Consider the following 20,406-nt stretch of genomic DNA (forward strand, 5'->3'; position numbering starts at 1 on the left):
ACCAGGGGAAGCCGCCCCGCGCGGGGGGTGCGCTCAGAGCGCGTGAGCCTGGTCGCCGGCGACCGGCGCCGTGCGGCCTTCCTCTTCGGCCGGCACGTAACGCAGCTCGCGGTTCAGCACGCGCGTCGCGCGGGCACGATCGATGTCGTTCTCCCACACCGCGACGACGACCGTCGCGACGCAGTTGCCGATCAGGTTGGTCAGCGCGCGGGCGATGCCGACGAACCAGTCGACCGGCAGGATCAGCACGAGGCCGAGCACCGGAATCGCCGGGATCGCCGACAGCGTCGCCGCGAGGATCACGATCGCCGAGCCCGGGATCCCGTGCGCGCCCTTCGACGTGACGAGCGATACGAGCAGCACGACGATCAGGTCGTGCGTCGACAGCGGCGTGTTGGTGGCCTGTGCAATGAACAGCACGGCGAGCGTCAGGTAGATCGAGAAGCCGTCGAGGTTGAACGAATAGCCGGTCGGGATCACGAGGCCGACCGTCGAATCCTTCACGCCCATGTATTCGAGCTTGCGCATCACCTGCGGCAGCACCGCATCCGACGACGCCGTGCCGAGCACGATCGACAGCTCCTCGCGCAGGTAGCGGATCAGCTTGAACACCGAGAAGCCCGCGAGCCGCATCACCGCGCCGAGCACGACCGTGACGAACACGAAGCAGCTCAGGTAGAACACCGCAACCAGGTAGCCGAGCTGCTTGAGCGACGCGACACCGTACTTGCCGGTCGTGAACGCGATCGCGCCGAGCACGCCGAGCGGCGCGAGCTTGATGATGAAGCCGATGATCCGGAAGAACACGTGCGACAGTTCCTCGATCAGCGAGTTGACGCGCTGCGCCTTGTCGCCGAGCAGCGACAGCGCGGAGCCGAACAGCACCGCGAACACGAGGATCTGCAGGATGTCGCCCTTCGCGAACGCGTCGATCGCGGTGTCGGGGATGATCTTCATCAGGTAGCCGGCCGTGTCCTTCAGGCTTTCGGCGTTCTTTGCGTACGACGCGAGCGACGACGCGTCGAGCGAGCGCAGGTCGATGTTCATCCCGACGCCCGGGCGCGTGACCCACGCGAGGACGAGGCCGATGCCGAGCGCGAGCGTCGTCATGATCTCGAAGTAGATGACGGCCTTCAGGCCGACCCGGCCGACCTTCTTCAGGTCGCCCGCGTTGGCCATCCCGCTGACCACCACGCAGAACACGATCGGCCCGATCACCATCTTGATCAGCTTCAGGAAGCCGTCGCCGAGCGGTCGCAACGACTCGGCGAAATGCGGGAAGAACGCACCGAGCGCGATCCCTAAAATTAGTGCGACGACTACCCGGCCAAACAGCGAATTGAGGAATTTCGACACGGCGCTCTCCCGATCCAACGGTTGCAGTTTCGTCTGTTCATACTGGTAAGACCAGTGATGTTATGGTGGATAGTAGGAAGCCGATATAGTCGCGTCAAGGACGGACAAAATAGGGATTTCCCACCCCTGCCCGCCTGGTTTCGATCCGTCGGACAGGGGCAGATCGTGGCTTTCCCGTAGGGCGGTCATGCACCGCCCGCGTGCGGATTACAATGCCGGTCAGACCGGCCAAAGTTCACATCATGAAAAACGTTCCGCATACCGTGACCGACGCCGCCATCGCGACGATCCGCGACCGGATCGAGGCAGGCGTTTATCCGGTCGGCAGCCTGCTGCCGGCCCAGCGCCAGCTCTCCGAGGAGCTGGAGATCAGCCGCGCGTCGTTGCGCGAGGCGCTGTCGACGCTCGAAGCGCTCGGGATGCTGCGCATCCGCGCCGGCAAGGGCGTGTATGTCGAAAGCGCGCAGGCCACGGCCGCGCACGCATGGCGCTTCGCCGAGCAGTCGTCGCCGCCCGACACGTACCAGATGCGCTATGCGCTCGAAGGGTTCGCCGCGCGGATGGCCGCGCACGTCGTCAGCGACGACGACATCGCGTGGTTCGAGGACAACCTCGCCAGCCTGCACGTCGCGCTCACCGAAAGCGCGCTCGACGACGCGTCGCAGCTCGACTTCGACTTCCACATGCGGATCATCCATCTCGCCGGCAACGCGGCGATCGAATCGGTGCTGCGCAGCAGCGCGGACATCATGAAGGAAAGCCAGCGCATGCCGTTCTACCGGCGCGAGCTGCTGCTGTCCACGTGGCAGGAGCACCGCGCGATCGTCGACGCGCTGATCGCGCGCGATGCGGCCGCTGCCGGCACCGCGATCGAGACGCACATCGCGAACGCCGCGCAGCGCGCGGGCGTCTTCTTCCCGACGCCCGGAGCGTAGTCCTCCCGCGCCACCGCCCGGCCGTAGCGGTCACCGTTCCGATGGATCGCGATGCACGAGCACGCGCTCGATGAAAGCGCACGCCGCGTCGCTGCGGGTCACGCAGTCATGCGGCAGGCCGGCAATCCGTTTCCGCCGCACGACGAAAAAGGCACGCGCCGCACGTTGCGGGCGTGCCTTTTTGCCGAGGGCGCTGCTGCCGTCGCGCGCCAGGGCCGCACCGTCAAGCGGCCTCGGTCGCGAAATCGATCAGTACCTTCATCGCGCGCTGGCGATCGCCGGCCAGCTCGAACGCGAGGTTCGCATCGCGCATCGGGAACACGCGCGTGACGGCCGGACGCAGGTCGACGCGCCCCGCGTTGATCAACTGCACCGCGAGCGCGAATTCCGCGTGAAAGCGGAACGAGCCGCAGATCGACAGCTCTTTCGCGACCACGACGTTCTGCGGCAGGCTGACATCGCCGCCGAGCCCGAGCTGCACGACGACCCCGCGGGGGCGCATCACGTCCAGCCCGTCGCGCAGCGCGCGTGCATTGCCTGAACACTCGATCATCACGTCGAAAGTGCCCTTGTCGGCGCCGTAGCGCTCGACCCAGCCGGCATCGGCCGCCGCATTGATCGTGCGGTCGGCGCCGAGCGCGCTCGCCACTGCCAGCGGCGCTTCGACGACATCCGTCGCGACGATCTCCGCCGCGCCGTGCACGCGCGCCGCCGCCACCGCCAGCACGCCGATCGGCCCGCAGCCCGACACGAGCACACGCTTGCCGATCAGCGGGCCCGCGCGCGACACCGCATGCAGCCCGACCGCGAATGGCTCGGCGAGCGCCGCAAGAGACAGCGGCACGTGGTCGGCGACCTTCACGCACTGCACCGCGTCGCACACGAGCGCATTACGGAACGCGCCCTGCACGTGCGGCATCCGCATCGCGCTGCCGTAGAAGCGCATGTCGAGACACTGGTTCGGCAGCCCTTCGAGGCAATAGCGGCACGCGCCGCACGGCCGGCTCGGATTGACCGCGACGCGATCGCCGACCTTCACCGACGTCACGTCCGGCGCCACTTCCGCAACCGTGCCGGCCACCTCATGACCGAGCACCATCGGCTGCTGCAGCCGGATCGCGCCGAAGCCGCCGTGCCGGAAATAATGGAGATCGGAGCCGCAGATGCCGCCCATCGCGACATCGACGCGCACCTGGCCCGGGCCGATCTCGCCCGCGTCCTGCTCTTCCACGCGCAGGTCGTTCGGCCCGTGGATCACGACACACATGCAACGCATACGCATGACAGCCTCCTTGTCAGACGGCACTCGTCAGCCCGCCGTCGACGAACAGCGTCTGGCCGTTCACGAAATCGGATGCAGCCGACGCGAGGAAGATCGCCGCGCCGCACAGCTCGTCGACGCGCCCCCAGCGGCCGGCCGGCGTACGCTTGCACAGCCAGTCCGAGAACGCCGCGTCGTCGACCAGCGCGCGGTTGAGTTCGGTTTCGAAATAGCCGGGCGCGAGGCCGTTCGCCTGGATACCGTGGCGCGCCCAGTCCGCGCACATCCCTTTCGTCAGCATCCGCACCGCGCCCTTGGTCGCCGCGTACGGCGCGATCGTCGGCCGTGCGAGCTCGCTCTGCACCGAGCAGATGTTGATGATCTTGCCGCGGCCGCGCGCGATCATGTGCCGCGCGACGGCCTGCGCGACGTTGAACACGCCGTCGAGGTTCACGCGCATCAGCGCATGCCAGTCGTCGGGCTCGAACGCATCGAGCGGTGCGCGGCGCTGGATGCCCGCGTTGTTCACGAGGATGTCGATCGCGCCGACGCGCGCCTCGAAATCATCGATCGCCGCGCGCACCTGCGCATGCTCGGCAACGTCGAATACCGCGTAGTCGGCCGTGAAGCCTTCCTCGCGCAGGTGCTGCACGAGCGTCGCGGCCTTCTCCTCATTGCGATCGTTGATGACGATCGCGGCCCCCGCCTCGGCCAGCCCCCGGGCGAGCGTCAACCCGATCCCGCGGCCGGAACCGGTAATCAGTGCGCGGCGACCGTCGAGACGGAACCGTTCAAGCGCGTTGGTCATGCGTGTCTCCCCGTGCCAGTCGAGCCGGCGGCCCATCGCGGCCGGTCTCGCGTTGACGGTATCTTCGGCTGCCTGCCGGGCGCCGCGCCAATGGTCTTTTTTGATCCGGTTATCATGAAACCTGATCACCGCTTTCTCGTGCTCGCCGCCCATGGAACTCAAGCAATTGCGCGCCTTCGTCACGCTCGCGGAAGAGCTGCATTTCGGGCGCGCCGCGCAGCGCCTGTTCATCGTACAGCCCGCGCTGAGCATGCAGATCAAGGCGCTCGAGGAAGAACTCGGCGCGCGCCTGTTCGAGCGCGACCGGCACAAGGTCGAACTGAGCGATACGGGGCGCGTATTCCTGCCCGAGGCGCGCGCGACGCTGCAGCAGGCCGCGCGCGCGGAACAGCTGGCGCGGCTGTCGAGCCGCGGCGAAATCGGTACGCTGCGGATCGCGTTCGTATCGTCGGTGCTGCCCGTGCTCCTGCCGGCCGTGCTGCGCACGATGCGCGAGCGCTATCCGCTGATCACGCTCGAGCTGAAGGACATGCCGACGCCCGACCAGATCGCCGCGCTGCGCGACCGCCGGATCGATTTCGGGATGATCCGGCTGCCGGCCGCGTATGCGGGCATCGACACGCGCGTGGTACTGGAGGAAGGTTTCGTCGTCGCGCTGCCGCTCGACCATCCGCTCGCCGCCCACGATGTGATCGCGCCGGCCGCGCTGCGCGGCCAGCCCGCGTTCGTGCTCGCGCGCCGCTACGCGCCGGGCTTTCACGACGACATGCTGCTCGCGCTGAGCCGCGCGGGCACGACGCTCGAGATCGCGCAGGAGTTCGGGGAGTTCACGACGATGCTCGCACTCGTCGCGGCGGGGATGGGCATCGGGCTGATTCCGGCGGAAGCCGCCAGCGCGCTGCCGCCGAACGTGCTCGCGCGGCCGCTCGACCTGGCCGGGCACAGAACGGGCATCGGCCTCGCGTGGACCGACCTCGACAGCCCGCTGAAGCGCGCGTTCGTCGCGGCGCTCGAGCAGGTGACGGCAACATCGGGCAACAACGGCGCGCAATAAAAAAGCCCGGCCGAAAAACCGGGCCGGGCTCGTTCGCCGCGCAGGCCGCCTTGCAGCGGCCGCGCAACGTGCGGGATTACTTCGCGTTCGCGAACGCGACAGCCGTATCCAGCATGCGGTTCGAGAAACCCCACTCGTTGTCGTACCAGCTCGACACCTTCACGAGGCGACCCGACACCTTGGTCAGCGTTGCGTCGAACGTCGACGAAGCCGGGTTGTGGTTGAAGTCGATCGACACCAGCGGTGCTTCGTTGTAGCCGAGGATGCCCTTCAGCGCGCCTTCCGAAGCTTCCTTCATGATCGCGTTGACTTCCTCGACCGTCGTGTCGCGCTTTGCGATGAACGACAGGTCGACGATCGACACGTTGATCGTCGGGACGCGAATCGCGTAGCCGTCGAGCTTGCCGTTCAGTTCCGGCAGCACGAGGCCGACGGCCGAAGCAGCGCCCGTCTTCGTCGGGATCTGGCTGTGCGTGGCCGAACGCGCACGGCGCAGGTCTTCGTGATAGACGTCCGTCAGCACCTGGTCGTTCGTGTACGCGTGGATCGTCGTCATCAGGCCGGTTTCGAGGCCGATCTTGTCGTTCAGCGGCTTGACGAGCGGTGCGAGGCAGTTCGTCGTGCACGATGCGTTCGAGATGACGGTGTGCTCGGCCTTCAGCACGTCGTGGTTCACGCCGTAGACGATCGTCGCGTCGACATCCTTGCCGCCCGGTGCCGAGATGATCACCTTCTTCGCGCCGCCCTTCAGGTGCGCGCTGGCCTTTTCCTTCGTCGTGAAGAAGCCCGTGCATTCCATCACGACGTCGACGCCCAGCTCGCCCCACGGCAGTTCGGCCGGGTTGCGGTTTGCCAGCACGCGGATCTTGTCGCCGTTCACGACGAGGTAATCGCCGTCCACCGACACTTCACCCGGGAACTTGCCGTGCGCGGTGTCGTACTGGGTCAGGTGCGCGTTGGTCTTCGCATCGCCCAGATCGTTGATCGCGACGATCTCGATGTCGTGCTTCTTGCCGTTCTCGTAGAACGCGCGCAGCGTGTTGCGGCCGATGCGGCCGTAGCCGTTGATTGCGACGCGAATCGTCATGGTCTATCTCCTGATGGCTGAAAAAATTCGTTTCGTGCAGCTTCACGGTGCGACGCGCGCGAGGGGTGGCGCGCGTCGCGTATGCTTTTAGGCCAGCACGGCCTTGGCGGTCTCGACGACGTGCTCGACGGTGAAGCCGAAGTACTTGAACAGCACGCCGGCCGGCGCCGATTCGCCGAACGTGTCGATCCCGACGACGCCGCCTTCGAGGCCGACGTACTTGTGCCAGAACGACGTCACACCCGCTTCGATCGCGACGCGGCGCACGCCGTGCGGCAGCACGCGTTCACGGTATTCGGCGTCCTGGCGGTCGAACACGTTGGTCGACGGCATCGACACGACGCGTGCCGCGATGCCCTGCTGCGCGAGCGGCTCGACGGCCTTCATCGCGAGTTCGACTTCCGAGCCCGTCGCGATCAGGATGATCTTGCGCGCGACGATTTCGTCGTCCCAGTCCTTCAGCACGTAACCGCCCTTCTCGATGTTCGCGATCTGCGCATCGGTACGCGGGTTGAACGCCAGGTTCTGGCGGCTGAAGATCAGGCTCGACGGACGGTCGGCGGCGACCGCGTGCGTCCAGGCCACGGCCGTCTCGACCGTGTCGGCCGGACGCCATACGTCGTGGTTCGGGATCAGGCGCAGGCTCGACACGTGCTCAATCGACTGGTGCGTCGGGCCGTCTTCGCCGAGGCCGATCGAGTCGTGCGTGAACACGAAGATCGACGGCACCTTCATCAGCGCGGCCACGCGCAGCGCGTTGCGGCTGTAGTCGGAGAACGTCAGGAAGGTGCCGCCGAACGGCTTGTGGCCGCCATGCAGCGCGAGGCCGTTGATCGCGGCGCTCATGCCGAATTCGCGCACGCCGTAGTTGATGTGGTTGCCCAGCTGGACGCCCGGGCCTTCCGGATTCGCGCGGACGGCCTTCGATGCCTTCCAGTTGGTCAGGTTCGAGCCGGTCAGGTCGGCCGAGCCGCCGAGCAGCTCGGGCAGCGCGGCAGCCAGGCCTTCGATCGCCTGCTGCGACGCCTTGCGGGTCGCGACCGTCTCGGCGCGCTCGTTCGCGCCGGCGATGATCGCCGCAGCCTTTTCGGCCCAGTCGGCCGGCAGCTGGTTGGCCATCCGGCGCTCGAATTCAGCTGCTTCTGCCGGGAACTTCGCGCGGTACGCAGCGAACGTCGCATTCCATTCGGTTTCCGCGCGCTTGCCGGCTTCCTTCGCATCCCATGCCGCATAGACTTCCTGCGGAATCACGAACGGCGCCCAGGTCCAGCCGAGCGCTTCGCGCGTCTTCGCGATTTCTTCCGCGCCGAGCGCCGCGCCGTGCACGTCGTGGCCGCCGGCCTTGGTCGCCGCGCCCTGGCCGATCACCGTCTTGCAGCAGATCAGCGTCGGCTTGTCCGACAGCTTCGCCTTCGCGATGGCTGCGTCGACCGCGTCGACGTCATGGCCGTTCACGTTCGGGATCACGTTCCAGCCGTACGCTTCGAAGCGCTTCGGCGTGTCGTCGTGGAACCAGTTCACGACGTCGCCGTCGATCGAGATGCCGTTGTCGTCGTACAGCGCGATCAGCTTGTTCAGCTTCAGCGTGCCGGCGAGCGAGCAGGCTTCGTGCGAGATGCCTTCCATCAGGCAGCCGTCGCCGAGGAACACGTACGTGTGGTGATCGACGATCTTCGCGCCGTCACGGTTGAACTCGTCGGCCATCAGCGCTTCGCCGAGCGCCATGCCGACCGCGTTCGCGAGACCCTGGCCGAGCGGGCCGGTGGTCGTCTCGACGCCCGGCGTGATGCCGTATTCCGGGTGGCCCGGCGTCTTCGAGTGCAGCTGGCGGAAGTTCTTCAGCTCTTCGATCGGCAGGTCGTAGCCGGTCAGGTGCAGCAGCGAGTACAGCAGCATCGAACCATGGCCGTTCGACAGCACGAAGCGGTCGCGGTCTGCCCAGTGCGGGTTCGTCGGGTTGTGCTTCAGATGGCGCGACCAGAGCGCGACGCCGATTTCGGCCATGCCCATCGGCATGCCGGGGTGGCCGGAGTTCGCTTGCTGGACGGCGTCCATCGCGAGCGCACGGATCGCGTTGGCCATCAGGGTGGTGGAGGCGGGAGACGAAGTCGTCATGTCGAGTCCGGAGAACGAGTCGAGGAAACGGGGGCACGGCGGCATCCGGAAGCTCGAGCGTCAATCGTTCCCGGCGCGCGGTGCGGCGCCTGACGGACGCGAAGCGGACGGAGCCTACGGACGGGGCTGCAAAGCTCGTCATTTTAACAGATGGGCTGACATTTCCCTTGTCGGCGAGTAGTGTTCCGGCACGGTTTTCCGTCAACGCGCCGGCCTCCTATAATTCAGACGTCGGAACTGCCTGCCCCCGAGTGGCCCGCCCGTGAGCACCACGCTTCTCTTTCACCCTACGCCCCACGCCACCTACGGCTTCCCGAATGCCCGGCGGCTCGCGCACGTCGCGTCCCCGCACCAGCAGATCGAAGTCTGGGAAACGCCGCAGCTCGGCCGCCTGTTCACGCTGGACGGCCGGCCGATGACGTCGGTCGGCGACGAGTACGTCTATCACGAGTGCATGACGCACCCGGCCGCACTCGCGCACCCGTCGCCGAAGAAGGCGCTCGTGCTCGGCGGCGGCGACGGCGGCGCGGCACGCCAGCTGCTCAAGCATGCGTGCCTCGAGCGGATCGTGATCGCGGAGCTCGACGACGAGGTGGTCGGGATGGCGCGCCGCTATCTCGACGACGTGCACCAGGGTGCGCTCGACGACCCGCGCGTCGAGGTCGTGATCGGCGACGCCGCGCATTTCGTGGAATCGACCGTCGAGCATTTCGATCTCGTCGTGTTCGACCTCACGCCGCCCGATTCGCCGGCGGCCGGCCTTTATACCCGCGCGTTCTATGCGCGGCTCAAGCGGATCCTGACGCCGTGCGGCGCGATCTCGATGCATCTCGGCTCGCCGGTGTTCCATGCAACGCGCATCGCCGCGCTGCTCGATGACCTGCGCGCGAGCTTCGCGGTCGTCGATCCGCTGTCCGCGCACGTGCCGCTGTACGGCTCGCAGTGGCTGATGGCGATCGCGAGCGACACGCTCGACGCGGCCGCGCTGTTTGCACACGACATCGACGAACGGCTCGCGGCCCGTCGCGTCCACGGCCTGCGCTACTACGATGCGCGCCTGCATGCGTCCCTCTTTGCCCTGCCGCGCGCGCTGCGCGATACACTGGGCATCCGCCGCTGAGCGTCCGCGCAGCCGCCTCGCTTCCGTTTTTCCATCGCGTCCTTGCGGGATTCGCGATGCATGGCGCCGGGGCGAAACGTCCCGGACGCCGCGCCGCCCCCTGAACGAACGCCCGGGCATCGAATCAGAACACGTGCCCAAGCGCCCCCACAGGAGATTTTCATGACCGATCCACGTCCGGCCAACGTGCCTTGGTTGACGCCCTACCTGGCCGTACGCAACGCGCGCGCGGCCATCGATTTCTTCAAGGCCGCATTCGGCTTCGAGCTGCGCGACGTGCACGACGAAGACGGCGTGATCATGCACGTCGAGATGGCCTACCGCGGCCAGCTGATCGTGATGTTCGCGCCCGAAGGCGCATTCGGCTCGACCGCGCGCACGCCGAAGAGTGCGAATGCCATCGCGCCGCAATCGTTCTACCTGTATGTCGACGACGTCGACGCCACCTGGCAGCGCGCGCTCGACGCGGGCGCGAAGTCGCTGAGCGCGCCGCAGGATCAGTTCTGGGGCGACCGGTTCGCGCAGATCGAGGATCTCGACGGCTACCGATGGGCGCTCGGGCGCCGTCTCGACGCATGACTCCAACCGTTACACGCATGAACGAAGCCACCACCACCGCGGCCGTGCCGCGCTTTTTCGTCGACGCGGCATTGCGCGCCGACGCCACGCTCGCGTTGCCGGCCGAGGTCGCGCGCCACGCACAGGTGCTGCGCCTGCAGCCCGGCGACGTGCTCGCCCTGTTCGACGGCACCGGCGGCCAGTACCGCGCACGGCTCGTCGAGATCGACAAGCGCAGTGCGCTCGCACAGATCGACACGTTCGAACCGGCTGAGGCCGAGCCGCCCTATCGCGTGACGCTCGCCCAAGGCATCGCCGGCGGCGACAAGATGGACTGGGTGATCGAGAAGGCCGTCGAGCTCGGCGTGACGGCGCTCGTGCCGCTGTCGACCGCGCGCGGCGTCGTGAAGCTGTCCGGCGAGCGTGCGGACAAGCGCGTCGCGCACTGGCGCGGCGTCGTGCGCGCGTCGTGCGAGCAATGCGGGCGCAACCGCGTGCCCGACGTCGCGCCGGTCGCCGGCTTCAGCGCATGGCTCGATAGGCTGCCTGCCGCACCGGCCGACGGCGAGCTGCGGCTGCTGCTGTCGCCGCGCGCGAGCATCCCGTTCACGTCGCTGCCCGACGCGCCGCCCGCTGCAACGGTCACGCTGCTGATCGGACCGGAAGGCGGGCTGTCGCCCGACGAGGAAAATGCGGCACGCGCACGCGGGTTCACCGCGCTGTCGCTCGGCCCCCGCGTGCTGCGCACCGAGACGGCCGGCGCGGCCGTGCTCGCGGCGCTTGCGGCGCGCTGGGGGGGATGGTGACGGGAAGTCGCGCCTTCGCGCGGACGCAAAAAAGCCCGCTCGCAGCGGGCTTTTGACGGTGATTCGACGGATCGGCCGGTGGCCGACGCGCACTTACGCGAACGAGTAGAACACGCGGAACGCGACCTTGCGCTCGGCCCAGAATTCGGCCGCCTCGCGGAACACGTCGAGCAGTGTCTCGCGCCCTTCCTTGTCGAACTTCTGCGCGATCGGCAGCCCTTCGAGGACGATCACGAAACCGGGCTGCGCACCGGCCTTCGCGACGAGGTCGGTGAGGCAGTCGTACAGCGCGTCGTAGTTCTTCCCGAAATGCTTCGGAAACAGGAACGACGTCGCGATCGTTTCCATCACTTCCTGCTTCGACTGCGCGGCGCCGCAATACGCATACAGGAAATGCTGGCCGAGCCGACCGGCTTCGTCGGCGAGATCCTGCACGCGGAACGCGCGGATCGACTGCACGAGATTGGGTCGCACGGTCGTGAAAAGGCTCATAGGCTCCTCGTTCGATGAAAGCCCGGGCTCGGCTTCCTGTTGCTCCGGCGTGCCGCCGGCCTGCGCCGCCGCGTGCAGCTGAATCACACGCTGAAACAGATTGCCGTCGCCGGCCGCGAACAGTTCCGCCGCCGCCGTGTCGTGCGCGTAGATGGAGTCGCTCATGCCATTCGTCCCGAAGTCATTCAACAATACGTTTAAAACTGTTGTAGTGGTCGCCCGTGTAATAACAGTTGTCGATCCGGCGCAACGGCCCACCACAGACGATCCGGCGCGCGCCGCGATTGCGCGCACGCGGCGTCGGCACCGTGTACTCATGGTAGTAGCCGCGCTTCGCCTTCGGCAGGATCCGCTCGCGGTTGCCGAACACGACGCCGTCTTTCTCGTACGGATAGGGGCCGCCGGCGCTGATCAAACCCAGCGTGGTCACGGCCTCGCGCGGAAGACGGGCGGTCGGGATCGTATCGAGCCCGCTCGCGGCCACGTCGGCCGGAACGGCCTCCCGTGCGTAAGCGGCGGAAACCAGACTGCCCGTCGGCGTGCCGACGATACCCATCGCGAACATCGCGAAGACGGACGCGAGCGCGCCGTTGCGGAGCCACTTGCGTGCCATGAACCAGGGTTCCCGCTGTTAAATCAAGTAGTTGACGACCAACAAAGGCGTTAGCGTAGCGTTATTGGCCGCGCGAATCAATGTCCGTTTGGGAATCGAAAGGCCAGTGATACCCGGAATTGCGCATTTTTTACCGAATTCGCACTACATTTATCTTACATGAGATAAAATACGGGCGGCATCTCTGCCATGGCAAGACTCTGCCTCCTTGCCGTGCTCGCTACGCTGAGTGGAGAGAGATGCTGATGTTGCTTGAGGGAAGCGTGTTTGCGCCCTGCCCGCGGCGTGCCCATTGCGGGCACGCCTCTTTTTGCTTTTGTTTACAATTTCGCCCGACGCGCCACACCGGATCGACCTGCCTGGCGCGTTCGTTTTGGCTCAGCGCGTGGCGTTCACGTCGGCGACCAGCAGCGCCGCCATGTTGACGATGCGACGAACGGTCGCCGATTCGGTCAGCACGTGCACCGGCTGCGCAGCGCCCAGCAGGATCGGCCCGATCGCGATGTTGTTGCCCGCGGCCGTCTTCAGCAGGTTGTACGCGATGTTCGCGGCGTCGATGTTCGGCAGGATCAGCAGGTTCGCTTCGCCTTCCAGCGTCGATTCCGGCAGGATTTCCTTGCGCAGCGCCGCATCGAGCGCGACGTCGCCGTGCATCTCGCCGTCCACCTTCAGCTCCGGCGCGCGTTCCTGCAGGATCGCGAGCGTATCGCGCATCTTCTTCGCCGAAGGTGCGTTGCTCGTGCCGAAATTCGAGTGCGACAGCAGCGCGACCTTCGGCTCGATGCCGAAGCGGCGCACTTCTTCCGCAGCCATGATCGTGATCTCGGCCAGCTCTTCCGGGGTCGGATCGACGTTCACGTGCGTGTCGACGAGGAAAATCTGGCGGCCCGGCAGCACGAGACCGTTCATCGCCGCGTACACGCTGCAGCCCGGGCGCTTGCCGATCACCTGGTCGATGAAGTGCAGGTGGCGGTGCGTGGTGCTGATCGTGCCGCAGATCATGCCGTCCGCTTCGCCCTTCTTCACCAGCATCGAGCCGATCAGCGTCGTGCGGCGGCGCATCTCGACGCGCGCGAGCTGCTCGCTGATGCCCTTGCGCGCCATCATCTTGTAGTACGTCTGCCAGAAGTCGCGGTAGCGCTCGTCGTGCTCGGTGTTGACGACCGTGAAGTCGGTACCCGGCGTCAGGCGCAGGCCGTAGCGATGGATACGGTGCTCGATCACCGACGGGCGGCCGATCAGGATCGGCTTCGCGAGTTTTTCGTCGACGATGATCTGAACGGCGCGCAACACGCGCTCTTCTTCACCTTCCGCGAACACAACGCGCTTCTTCTCTTCCGGCGCAGCGCGCGCGATCTGGAAGATCGGCTTCATCGTCGTGCCGCTGTGGTACACGAACTGCTGAAGGTGGACGCGGTACGCCTCCATGTCCTCGATCGGGCGCGTCGCGACGCCGCCGTCCATCGCGGCCTGCGCGACGGCCGGTGCGATCTTCACGATCAGGCGCGGGTCGAACGGCTTCGGGATCAGGTATTCGGGCCCGAACGACAGGTCCTGGATGCCGTACGCGGTCGCGACGATGTCGCTCTGCTCGTGCTGCGCGAGCTCGGCGATCGCGTTGACGGCCGCGATCTCCATTTCACGCGTGATCGTCGTCGCGCCGACGTCGAGCGCGCCGCGGAAGATGAACGGGAAGCACAGGACGTTGTTGACCTGGTTCGGATAGTCGGTGCGGCCGGTCGCGAGAATCGCGTCGGGGCGCACTTCGAGCGCGGCTTCCGGCAGGATTTCCGGCGTCGGGTTCGCGAGCGCGAGGATCAGCGGGCGCTCGGCCATGCCCTTCACCATCTCCTGCTTCAGCACGCCGGCAGCCGACAGGCCGAGGAAGATGTCCGCGCCGTCGATCACTTCGGCCAGCGTCCGCGCTTCCGTTTCGCGCGCGAAACGCTCCTTGTCCGGATCCATCAGCTCGGTGCGGCCTTTGTAGACCACGCCGGCCAGGTCGGTCACCGTGATGTTCTCGAGCGGCAGGCCGATGTCGACCAGCAGGTCCAGGCACGCGAGCGCGGCCGCACCCGCGCCGGAGGCGACGAGCTTGACCTTCTTGATGTCCTTGTTGACGACCTTCAGCCCGTTCGTGACGGCCGCGGCCACCACGATCGCGGTGCCGTGCTGGTCGTCGTGGAACACCGGAATCTTCATCCGCTTGCGCGCTTCGCGCTCGACGATGAAGCAATCCGGCGCCTTGATGTCTTCCAGGTTGATCCCGCCGAAGGTCGGCTCCAGCGCGGCGATCACGTCGACGAGCTTGTGCGGGTCCGACTCGTTCAGCTCGATGTCGAACACGTCGATGCCCGCGAACTTCTTGAACAGCACGGCCTTGCCTTCCATCACCGGCTTCGACGCGAGCGGGCCGATGTTGCCGAGACCGAGCACCGCCGTGCCGTTCGTGACCACGCCGACCAGGTTGCTGCGCGCGGTGAAGCGCGCCGCGTTGAGCGGATTCTCGACGATCTCCTCGCACGCGTACGCCACACCCGGTGAGTACGCGAGCGCGAGGTCGCGCTGGTTGATCATCTGCTTGGTCGGGGCGATCGCGATTTTCCCGGGGGTCGGGAATTCGTGATAGTCGAGCGCGGCTTCGCGAAGTTTGGCTTTGGAGGAGGCTTGGGTAGACATGTGTCTCTTGGCGGGCGGATTAGAATAACTCTTCGACGGCATTGTAGCGCCAATCATCGGCCGCCAGACCGGCGATTCAGGTGCAACAGCCGCGACAAAATTGTACTGAACGGTGCAGGAGCGCCGCCGCTCGCCTCGTACAATGCCGTTCCTTCCACCGTTTCGGATCCATCCGCCGTGCCAGCCGCCCTCTCCGAGTTTTCGCTGATCGAACGCTTCTTCACGCGCCGCGCCGCGCAGGGCGCCCGCGCGTCGACGCTCGGCATCGGCGACGACTGCGCGTTGATCGCGCCCCGATCCGGGAAATTGCTGGCCATTTCAACGGACATGCTGGTGGAAGGCCGCCACTTCTTCCCCGACGTCGCGCCCGACGCCCTCGGCCACAAGACGCTCGCGGTCAACCTGTCGGACCTCGCCGCGATGGGCGCCGAGCCGCGCGCGTTCACGCTCGCATGCGCGCTGCCGCGTGCCGACGCCGCGTGGCTGGAAGCGTTCAGCAACGGGCTGTTCGCGCTCGCCGAGCGCTACGGCTGCGAGTTGATCGGCGGCGACACGACGAGCGGCCCGCTGAACCTGTGCGTGACCGTGTTCGGCGAAGTCTCGCCGGAAGCGGTGCTGCGCCGCGATGCCGCGCGCGACGGTGACGACGTCTGGGTGTCCGGCACGCTCGGCGATGCGCGCGCCGGCCTCGGCGTCGCCCGCGGCGAGTGGGCGGCCGGCGCAAACGAAGCCGCGGCATTCCGGCGCGCGCTCGAGTACCCCGAACCGCGCATCGCGCTCGGCCTCGCGCTCGCGGGCGTCGCGCACGCGGCGCTCGACCTCTCGGACGGCCTCGCCGGTGACCTGCAGCACATCCTGGCCCGCTCGAACGTGCGCGCCGAGATCGATGCCGACGCGGTGCCGCGCTCGGCCGCGCTCGCGACGCTGCCGCCCGACGTACAGCGCCGCTGCACGCTGGCCGGCGGCGACGATTACGAACTGTGTTTCACCGCGCCGGCGGCGGCCCGCGCGGCAGTCGAGGCGGCGGGCGTGACGGCCGGCGTGCCGGTCACCCGAATCGGTACAATACGCGCGTTGTCCGCGCCGTCGGACCAGCCCGCGATCGCGTGGCGCGACGCTGCCGGCGCGCCTCTCGCTCTCACGTTGCACGGCTTCGATCACTTCCATGCAGACTGACCCGACGCCCGCGCACACCGCGGCCGAGCCCGGCGCCGCATCCGGCGGCAACGCGCCGCGGCGCGCGACCGCGCGTTTCATGCTGTCGCATCCGGCACACATCGTGTCGCTCGGCTTCGGCAGCGGGCTCGCGCCGATCATGCCCGGCACGTTCGGCTCGCTGTTCGGCTGGCTCTCGTTCGTCGTGCTCAACCGCTATCTGACGGTGCCCGAATGGTGGGCGCTGATCGCGGTCGGCTTCGTGGCGGGCACGTGGCTCACCGGATTCACCGCGAGGAAAATGGGCTCGGCCGATCCGGGCGCCGTCGTCTGGGACGAGATCGTCGCGATCTGGCTCGTGATGCTGTTCGTCACGCCCGCGACCTTCGTCGGCCAGCTGTGGGCGTTCGTCGCGTTCCGCGTCTTCGACATGCTCAAGCCGCCGCCGATCCGCTATTTCGAGCGCCGCCTGAAAGGCGGGCTCGGCATCATGGTCGACGACCTGGTCGCCGCGTTCATGACGCTGCTCGTGATCGCCCTGTGGCGCTCCGTCGTCGGCTGACCGATTTTCCGACTCCCGTTTCCCGACGCGCATGCCAACCGATTCCGTCGTCCACCAGCTTGCGATCCGCGCAGGCAACAAGCTGCGTGACGAGCACCTGACGCTCGCCACCGCCGAATCCTGCACCGGCGGCATGATCGCCGCGGCGATCACCGACATCTCCGGCAGCAGCCAGTGGTTCGAGCGCGGCTTCGTCACGTACTCGAACCAGGCCAAGATCGAGATGATCGGCGTGCCGCCCGACCTGATCGACAAGCACGGCGCCGTCAGCGAGCCCGTCGCGCGCGCGATGGCCGAAGGCGCGCTGCGCAACAGCCGCGCGCAGGTCGCGCTGTCCGTCACCGGCATCGCGGGCCCGGCCGGCGGCAGCGAGAAGAAGCCGGTCGGCACCGTGTCGTTCGGCTGGAGCAACCGGCTGCACACCGACGTCGAGACGCTCGTGTTCAAGGGCGACCGCGACCAGATCCGCACGCAGGCGGCCGCGCATGCGCTGCGCGGGCTGCTGAAGCTGCTCGACGAGCGCGAGGGCTGATCGGGCCGGGGGCGCACGCCGCACCCCCGCCTGCCCGCTTACTGGATCGCGTCGGGCTTCACGAAGATCCAGTTCTTGTCCGCCGTGACCGGCAGGCCGAGCGATTTCTGCTGCGCAGCCGATTCATCCGACCACGCGCGGATCTGCGCCATCTGCTTGTCCTTCTTGTTCACCCACACGCGCACGCCGCCGCGCGCGACGTCGGTCGCGTTCAGCAGCATGTAGCCGTCGGACGTCGGCGTGTCGCCCGCGACGAGCACCGGCTTCTTCCACTGGTCGATCCAGCCGACGATCGAGCCGAGCTTGCCTTCGTACCACGTCATCGGGTTCATCAGGAACGGCGTGATCACCAGCCCGCGGTTCGCGGCCTCGTCGTACTTGCCGGCCTTGATCTGCAGCCGCGATGTGGTCAGCGCACCGGTGGCCGGGTTGCGCAGCAGCGTCGTCACGCCGATCACGTTCTGCGGCTTCACGTTGTAGCCGTACTTCGGGTCGGACAACACGAGCCGCGCGAGCTCCTCGTGCGCGGCCGTCATCACGTAGACCTCGATCCCGTTCTCGCGCAGCGCGTTGTACAGCTCCTGCATCCCGCGGAAGAAGCGCGGCGGGTTCACCGTGCCGTCGACCACCTTGTCGCCCTGCCAGTAGCGGATCGGGATCGGCTTGCCGTCGGCGAGCATCGCGTCGACGTGGCGCTTCAGGTCGGCCAGCGACTGGCCGGCGAACGCCTGCGCGATCCACGGGTAGCAGACCAGGTCGTCGATCTCGCACAGCCGGTAGTAATAGCTCGTCAGCGATTCCCGGTAGTCGGCGGCATCCTTGAACGGAATCAGCTTCAGCGACGGGTCGAGCGTGTCGCGCGTCAGCACGCCACGGTTCTCGAGGTACGGCAGCAGCGACTCCTCGAGGTCGTAGCGATAGGTCGTGTTGTCGGCGTCGAACACCGCGTAGTCGCCGCGGTGCGCGTGCGCGGCGATCATCGCATTCAGCGCCTTCGCGCTGTCGGCCGGCCAGTGCGAGAGGTCCGCCGCATGGGCGAACGTCATGCACAGCGATGCAGCGAATGCGCTCAGAAGTCGGCGGGACAGCTTTGGCATGGCGTCACTCCCTTTCTTGACATTTTCGTTACGGATCGATGACAAGCGGGAGCATCGCGCGATTAGATTGGCGACATGCGATACGGAAGCGACGGGAAGTTGTCCGCGTGCGCCAGTGCAGGCCGGGCGGGCGGAGGAACGGAAAAACCGAGGGGAAGCGGCGGGCTCGCGCGCGGGAGCCCGCCGGAACCGGCTGCCCGGAGCGGGCTCCTGCCCGGACCGCCGGTGCAACCGATCAACGATGCGCGTTGATCGTGTCGCGCGTCTTCTGCGCGGCGAGCGCCGCGGCTTCGGCGAAATCCTCGCCCTTGCTCGCGTACAGGATCGCGCGCGACGAGTTGATCATCATGCCGGTGCCGTCGGCGGTGCGGCCCGCATTGACGGTCGCCTGCACGTCGCCGCCCTGCGCGCCGATGCCGGGGATCAGCAGCGGCATGTCGCCGACGATCCCGCGCACGATCTCGATTTCCTTCGGGAACGTCGCGCCGACCACGAGGCCGAGCTGGCCGTTCTTCGCGTTCCACTTGTTCGCCGCGAGATCGGCGACGACCTGGTACAGCGGCCGGCCGTTCGTGTCGAGGAACTGCAGGTCGGAGCCGCCCGGGTTCGACGTGCGGCACAGCACGATCACGCCCTTGCCTTCGTGCTCGACGTACGGCTCGACCGAGTCGTAGCCCATGTACGGGTTCACCGTGACGGCGTCCGCGCGGTAGCGCTCGAACGCTTCGCGCGCGTACTGCTCGGCCGTGCTGCCGATGTCGCCGCGCTTCGCGTCGAGGATCACGGGCAGGCCCGGATGCTGGAGGTGGATGTGCGCGATCAGCCGCTCGAGCTGGTCTTCCGCGCGATGCGCGGCGAAGTAGGCGATCTGCGGCTTGAACGCGCTCGCGTATTGTGCGGTCGCGTCGACGATCTGCCGGCAGAATTCGAAGATCGCGTCGGGCTGGCCGTCGAACTGCACGGGAAAGCGCGACGGCTCGGGATCGAGACCGACGCACAGCAGCGAATTCGTGCGCTGCCACGCGGCGCGCAGCGACTCAATGAAAGTAAGCGGGGAAGACATGGCGGATACTCGCGGCAAACCGTTGGTAGACCGCGTATTTTACCCGCGTCGCCGGCCCGCCTCGCGTGTCGCGGCATTGCCGCGCGCATCGGCGCGCTCGACGGTGAACGCGAAACGCCGCGTGAGCCGCTCGCCGGGCGCGAGCAGCGTCATCCCGTGCGCGGCCGCGCCGCCCGGCAGGTTCACCGCATTGATCGGATGATCGACCGGCTCGAAGCAGAAGAAATCCTCGCCGGGCGGCGTATAGAGCACGTACGCGTCGGCGTCCGCCGCTATCGTCAGCGACAGCCCGCGGCGCGGCCAGCTCACCGTCGCGTGGCCGCCCCAGCCGGTGAACGCATGATTGACGAGCGCGGCCGGCAGCGGATACGCGACGCCGAACTGCCAGGCCGGCGGCACGCTGACGTGCCGCACCGGCAGGAAATCCGCACCCGACAGCCACAGCCCGCCGGCGGCCGCGGCCAGCTCGGTCGCGGCATCGCGCACGAGGAACGGATGCACGCCGAGCCCGAACGGCAGCCGCGCGCGCCCCGCGTTCTCGATCGTCAGCGCGATCGACAGCGTCGCGTCGTCGAGCTCGAACGACTGGATCGCACGGAACGCATACGGCGCGCCGGCGGTGCGATCGAGCGACAGTTGCAGCGACGTGCCGGTCGCATCGTCCACCTGCCACCGCGCGAGCCAGCCGTCGCCGTGGATCGGCAGCGGCTCGTCGCGGCGATTGCGCGGCACCGCGACGCGGCGCCCGTCGCATTCGAACCGCCCGTCGCCGATCCGGTTGGAGTACGGCAGCAGCGGATAGCACGCGAGTTCGTTCGGGTCCGTTGCCGTCTCCGGGTGCTCGCAGCGGCGGAACACCGGCACCAGCGCGCCGTTGTCGCCGCGCCAGTCGAAGCGCGCGATGCCGCCACCGAGATGCGGCAGCACGTCGAGCCGCAGCAACGCGTTCGACAGCGTGACGGCCGCCGCATGCGCAGCGCCGACGCCCTGCGCGAAAGCCGCCGTCTGCGGGCCGGGGCTGACCGGCTGCGCAGCGGCGGCCAGGCGCGCGCGGCGCGACTGGCTGGTGGACGACGATGCGCGCGAGGACGTGGCGGTCATGGTGAACTCCTT

The 20,406-nt window shown here is 67.6% G+C and carries 19 protein-coding genes; 8 read left to right on the forward strand and 11 right to left on the reverse strand.

What is annotated here, in order from left to right; genetic code table 11:
- Window positions 1-33: 33 nt before the first annotated feature.
- The gene (locus tag FFS49_RS15575; protein WP_105816071.1) at window positions 34-1,356 is read right to left on the reverse strand and encodes a C4-dicarboxylate transporter DctA; all 1,323 of its coding nucleotides are present in this window, start codon (window positions 1,354-1,356) and stop codon (window positions 34-36) included.
- Window positions 1,357-1,568: 212 nt separating this feature from the next.
- Here FFS49_RS15575 and FFS49_RS15580 point away from each other — a divergent pair, with 212 nt between their 5' ends.
- The gene (locus FFS49_RS15580; protein WP_076841700.1) at window positions 1,569-2,291 is read left to right on the forward strand and encodes an FCD domain-containing protein; all 723 of its coding nucleotides are present in this window, start codon (window positions 1,569-1,571) and stop codon (window positions 2,289-2,291) included.
- Window positions 2,292-2,514: 223 nt separating this feature from the next.
- On the opposite strand, the gene FFS49_RS15585 is transcribed toward FFS49_RS15580, so the two are convergent.
- Together FFS49_RS15585 and FFS49_RS15590 are read right to left on the reverse strand one after the other, a co-directional pair.
- Window positions 2,515-3,573, reverse strand: a complete 1,059-nt coding sequence (locus FFS49_RS15585; protein ID WP_105815960.1) for an L-idonate 5-dehydrogenase — start codon at window positions 3,571-3,573, stop codon at window positions 2,515-2,517.
- A 13-nt stretch (window positions 3,574-3,586) separates the two neighbouring features.
- Window positions 3,587-4,360, reverse strand: coding sequence for an SDR family NAD(P)-dependent oxidoreductase (locus FFS49_RS15590; protein ID WP_039361577.1), 774 nt, complete (start codon window positions 4,358-4,360; stop codon window positions 3,587-3,589).
- A gap of 151 nt (window positions 4,361-4,511) precedes the next feature.
- On the opposite strand from FFS49_RS15590, the gene FFS49_RS15595 reads away from it, so the two are divergent.
- Complete coding sequence (locus tag FFS49_RS15595) at window positions 4,512-5,414, forward strand: LysR family transcriptional regulator (RefSeq protein ID WP_105815959.1); 903 nt, start codon at window positions 4,512-4,514, stop codon at window positions 5,412-5,414.
- Between the two features lie 76 nt (window positions 5,415-5,490).
- Here the strand turns inward: FFS49_RS15595 and gap are convergent, their stop codons facing one another.
- Both gap and tkt read right to left on the reverse strand, forming a co-directional pair.
- Window positions 5,491-6,501 (reverse strand): type I glyceraldehyde-3-phosphate dehydrogenase, encoded by a 1,011-nt coding sequence (gene gap / locus FFS49_RS15600; protein WP_039339278.1) that lies wholly within the window; start codon window positions 6,499-6,501, stop codon window positions 5,491-5,493.
- A gap of 87 nt (window positions 6,502-6,588) precedes the next feature.
- Window positions 6,589-8,661: a transketolase gene (tkt, locus tag FFS49_RS15605; protein WP_039339276.1), complete on the reverse strand. Its 2,073-nt coding sequence runs from the start codon at window positions 8,659-8,661 to the stop codon at window positions 6,589-6,591.
- 217 nt (window positions 8,662-8,878) lie between these two features.
- Between tkt and speE the strand changes: the two genes are divergently transcribed.
- From speE to FFS49_RS15620, 3 genes are all read left to right on the forward strand, one after another.
- On the forward strand, window positions 8,879-9,736 hold the full coding sequence (speE, locus tag FFS49_RS15610; protein ID WP_039339273.1) for a polyamine aminopropyltransferase: 858 nt from the start codon (window positions 8,879-8,881) through the stop codon (window positions 9,734-9,736).
- Window positions 9,737-9,898: 162 nt separating this feature from the next.
- Entirely contained in the window at window positions 9,899-10,315 is a 417-nt protein-coding gene (locus FFS49_RS15615; protein WP_039339271.1) for a VOC family protein, read from the forward strand.
- 17 nt (window positions 10,316-10,332) lie between these two features.
- Window positions 10,333-11,100: a 16S rRNA (uracil(1498)-N(3))-methyltransferase gene (locus FFS49_RS15620; RefSeq protein ID WP_039339268.1), complete on the forward strand. Its 768-nt coding sequence runs from the start codon at window positions 10,333-10,335 to the stop codon at window positions 11,098-11,100.
- 93 nt (window positions 11,101-11,193) lie between these two features.
- Here FFS49_RS15620 and FFS49_RS15625 read toward each other — a convergent pair whose 3' ends face one another.
- The 3 genes from FFS49_RS15625 to FFS49_RS15635 form a co-directional block, all read right to left on the reverse strand.
- Complete coding sequence (locus tag FFS49_RS15625) at window positions 11,194-11,757, reverse strand: barstar family protein (protein ID WP_006476945.1); 564 nt, start codon at window positions 11,755-11,757, stop codon at window positions 11,194-11,196.
- A 16-nt stretch (window positions 11,758-11,773) separates the two neighbouring features.
- Window positions 11,774-12,205: a ribonuclease gene (locus FFS49_RS15630; RefSeq protein WP_039339266.1), complete on the reverse strand. Its 432-nt coding sequence runs from the start codon at window positions 12,203-12,205 to the stop codon at window positions 11,774-11,776.
- A 378-nt stretch (window positions 12,206-12,583) separates the two neighbouring features.
- Complete coding sequence (locus FFS49_RS15635) at window positions 12,584-14,926, reverse strand: NADP-dependent malic enzyme (RefSeq protein WP_269755970.1); 2,343 nt, start codon at window positions 14,924-14,926, stop codon at window positions 12,584-12,586.
- A 135-nt stretch (window positions 14,927-15,061) separates the two neighbouring features.
- Between FFS49_RS15635 and thiL the strand changes: the two genes are divergently transcribed.
- The 3 genes from thiL to FFS49_RS15650 are packed head-to-tail and all read left to right on the forward strand — an operon-like array spanning window position 15,062 to window position 17,133.
- Window positions 15,062-16,060: a thiamine-phosphate kinase gene (gene thiL / locus FFS49_RS15640; protein ID WP_039352985.1), complete on the forward strand. Its 999-nt coding sequence runs from the start codon at window positions 15,062-15,064 to the stop codon at window positions 16,058-16,060.
- The gene (locus tag FFS49_RS15645) at window positions 16,050-16,601 is read left to right on the forward strand and encodes a phosphatidylglycerophosphatase A (RefSeq protein ID WP_039352988.1); all 552 of its coding nucleotides are present in this window, start codon (window positions 16,050-16,052) and stop codon (window positions 16,599-16,601) included. Before thiL ends, FFS49_RS15645 begins: the two co-directional genes overlap by 11 nt.
- A gap of 31 nt (window positions 16,602-16,632) precedes the next feature.
- On the forward strand, window positions 16,633-17,133 hold the full coding sequence (locus FFS49_RS15650) for a CinA family protein (RefSeq protein WP_039352991.1): 501 nt from the start codon (window positions 16,633-16,635) through the stop codon (window positions 17,131-17,133).
- 38 nt (window positions 17,134-17,171) lie between these two features.
- Here the strand turns inward: FFS49_RS15650 and FFS49_RS15655 are convergent, their stop codons facing one another.
- From FFS49_RS15655 to FFS49_RS15665, 3 genes are all read right to left on the reverse strand, one after another.
- Window positions 17,172-18,230 carry a phosphorylcholine phosphatase gene (locus FFS49_RS15655; protein ID WP_105815958.1) on the reverse strand — a complete coding sequence of 353 codons (1,059 nt, stop codon included), beginning with the start codon at window positions 18,228-18,230 and terminating at the stop codon, window positions 17,172-17,174.
- A gap of 235 nt (window positions 18,231-18,465) precedes the next feature.
- Window positions 18,466-19,293 (reverse strand): orotidine-5'-phosphate decarboxylase, encoded by an 828-nt coding sequence (gene pyrF, locus FFS49_RS15660; RefSeq protein WP_105815957.1) that lies wholly within the window; start codon window positions 19,291-19,293, stop codon window positions 18,466-18,468.
- Window positions 19,294-19,332: 39 nt separating this feature from the next.
- The gene (locus FFS49_RS15665) at window positions 19,333-20,394 is read right to left on the reverse strand and encodes an aldose 1-epimerase (RefSeq protein ID WP_039352996.1); all 1,062 of its coding nucleotides are present in this window, start codon (window positions 20,392-20,394) and stop codon (window positions 19,333-19,335) included.
- Between the last annotated feature and the right edge of the window lie 12 nt (window positions 20,395-20,406).

Origin of the sequence: Burkholderia sp. 4NA327C6 (assembly GCF_005502655.1) — a bacterium.
Taxonomy (GTDB): Bacteria; Pseudomonadota; Gammaproteobacteria; order Burkholderiales; family Burkholderiaceae; genus Burkholderia; species Burkholderia contaminans.

Coding starts and splice junctions, on each gene's coding strand:
- FFS49_RS15580 (WP_076841700.1), top strand. CDS start 1,569: ATGCCGGTCAGACCGGCCAAAGTTCACATCATGAAAAACGTTCCGCAT.
- FFS49_RS15585 (WP_105815960.1), bottom strand. CDS start 3,573: ATGCGTATGCGTTGCATGTGTGTCGTGATCCACGGGCCGAACGACCTG.
- FFS49_RS15590 (WP_039361577.1), bottom strand. CDS start 4,360: ATGACCAACGCGCTTGAACGGTTCCGTCTCGACGGTCGCCGCGCACTG.
- FFS49_RS15595 (WP_105815959.1), top strand. CDS start 4,512: ATGGAACTCAAGCAATTGCGCGCCTTCGTCACGCTCGCGGAAGAGCTG.
- gap (WP_039339278.1), bottom strand. CDS start 6,501: ATGACGATTCGCGTCGCAATCAACGGCTACGGCCGCATCGGCCGCAAC.
- tkt (WP_039339276.1), bottom strand. CDS start 8,661: ATGCCGCCGTGCCCCCGTTTCCTCGACTCGTTCTCCGGACTCGACATG.
- FFS49_RS15615 (WP_039339271.1), top strand. CDS start 9,899: ATGACCGATCCACGTCCGGCCAACGTGCCTTGGTTGACGCCCTACCTG.
- FFS49_RS15620 (WP_039339268.1), top strand. CDS start 10,333: ATGAACGAAGCCACCACCACCGCGGCCGTGCCGCGCTTTTTCGTCGAC.
- FFS49_RS15625 (WP_006476945.1), bottom strand. CDS start 11,757: ATGAGCGACTCCATCTACGCGCACGACACGGCGGCGGCGGAACTGTTC.
- FFS49_RS15630 (WP_039339266.1), bottom strand. CDS start 12,205: ATGGCACGCAAGTGGCTCCGCAACGGCGCGCTCGCGTCCGTCTTCGCG.
- FFS49_RS15635 (WP_269755970.1), bottom strand. CDS start 14,926: ATGCCGTCGAAGAGTTATTCTAATCCGCCCGCCAAGAGACACATGTCT.
- FFS49_RS15645 (WP_039352988.1), top strand. CDS start 16,050: ATGCAGACTGACCCGACGCCCGCGCACACCGCGGCCGAGCCCGGCGCC.
- FFS49_RS15650 (WP_039352991.1), top strand. CDS start 16,633: ATGCCAACCGATTCCGTCGTCCACCAGCTTGCGATCCGCGCAGGCAAC.
- FFS49_RS15655 (WP_105815958.1), bottom strand. CDS start 18,230: ATGCCAAAGCTGTCCCGCCGACTTCTGAGCGCATTCGCTGCATCGCTG.
- pyrF (WP_105815957.1), bottom strand. CDS start 19,293: ATGTCTTCCCCGCTTACTTTCATTGAGTCGCTGCGCGCCGCGTGGCAG.
- FFS49_RS15665 (WP_039352996.1), bottom strand. CDS start 20,394: ATGACCGCCACGTCCTCGCGCGCATCGTCGTCCACCAGCCAGTCGCGC.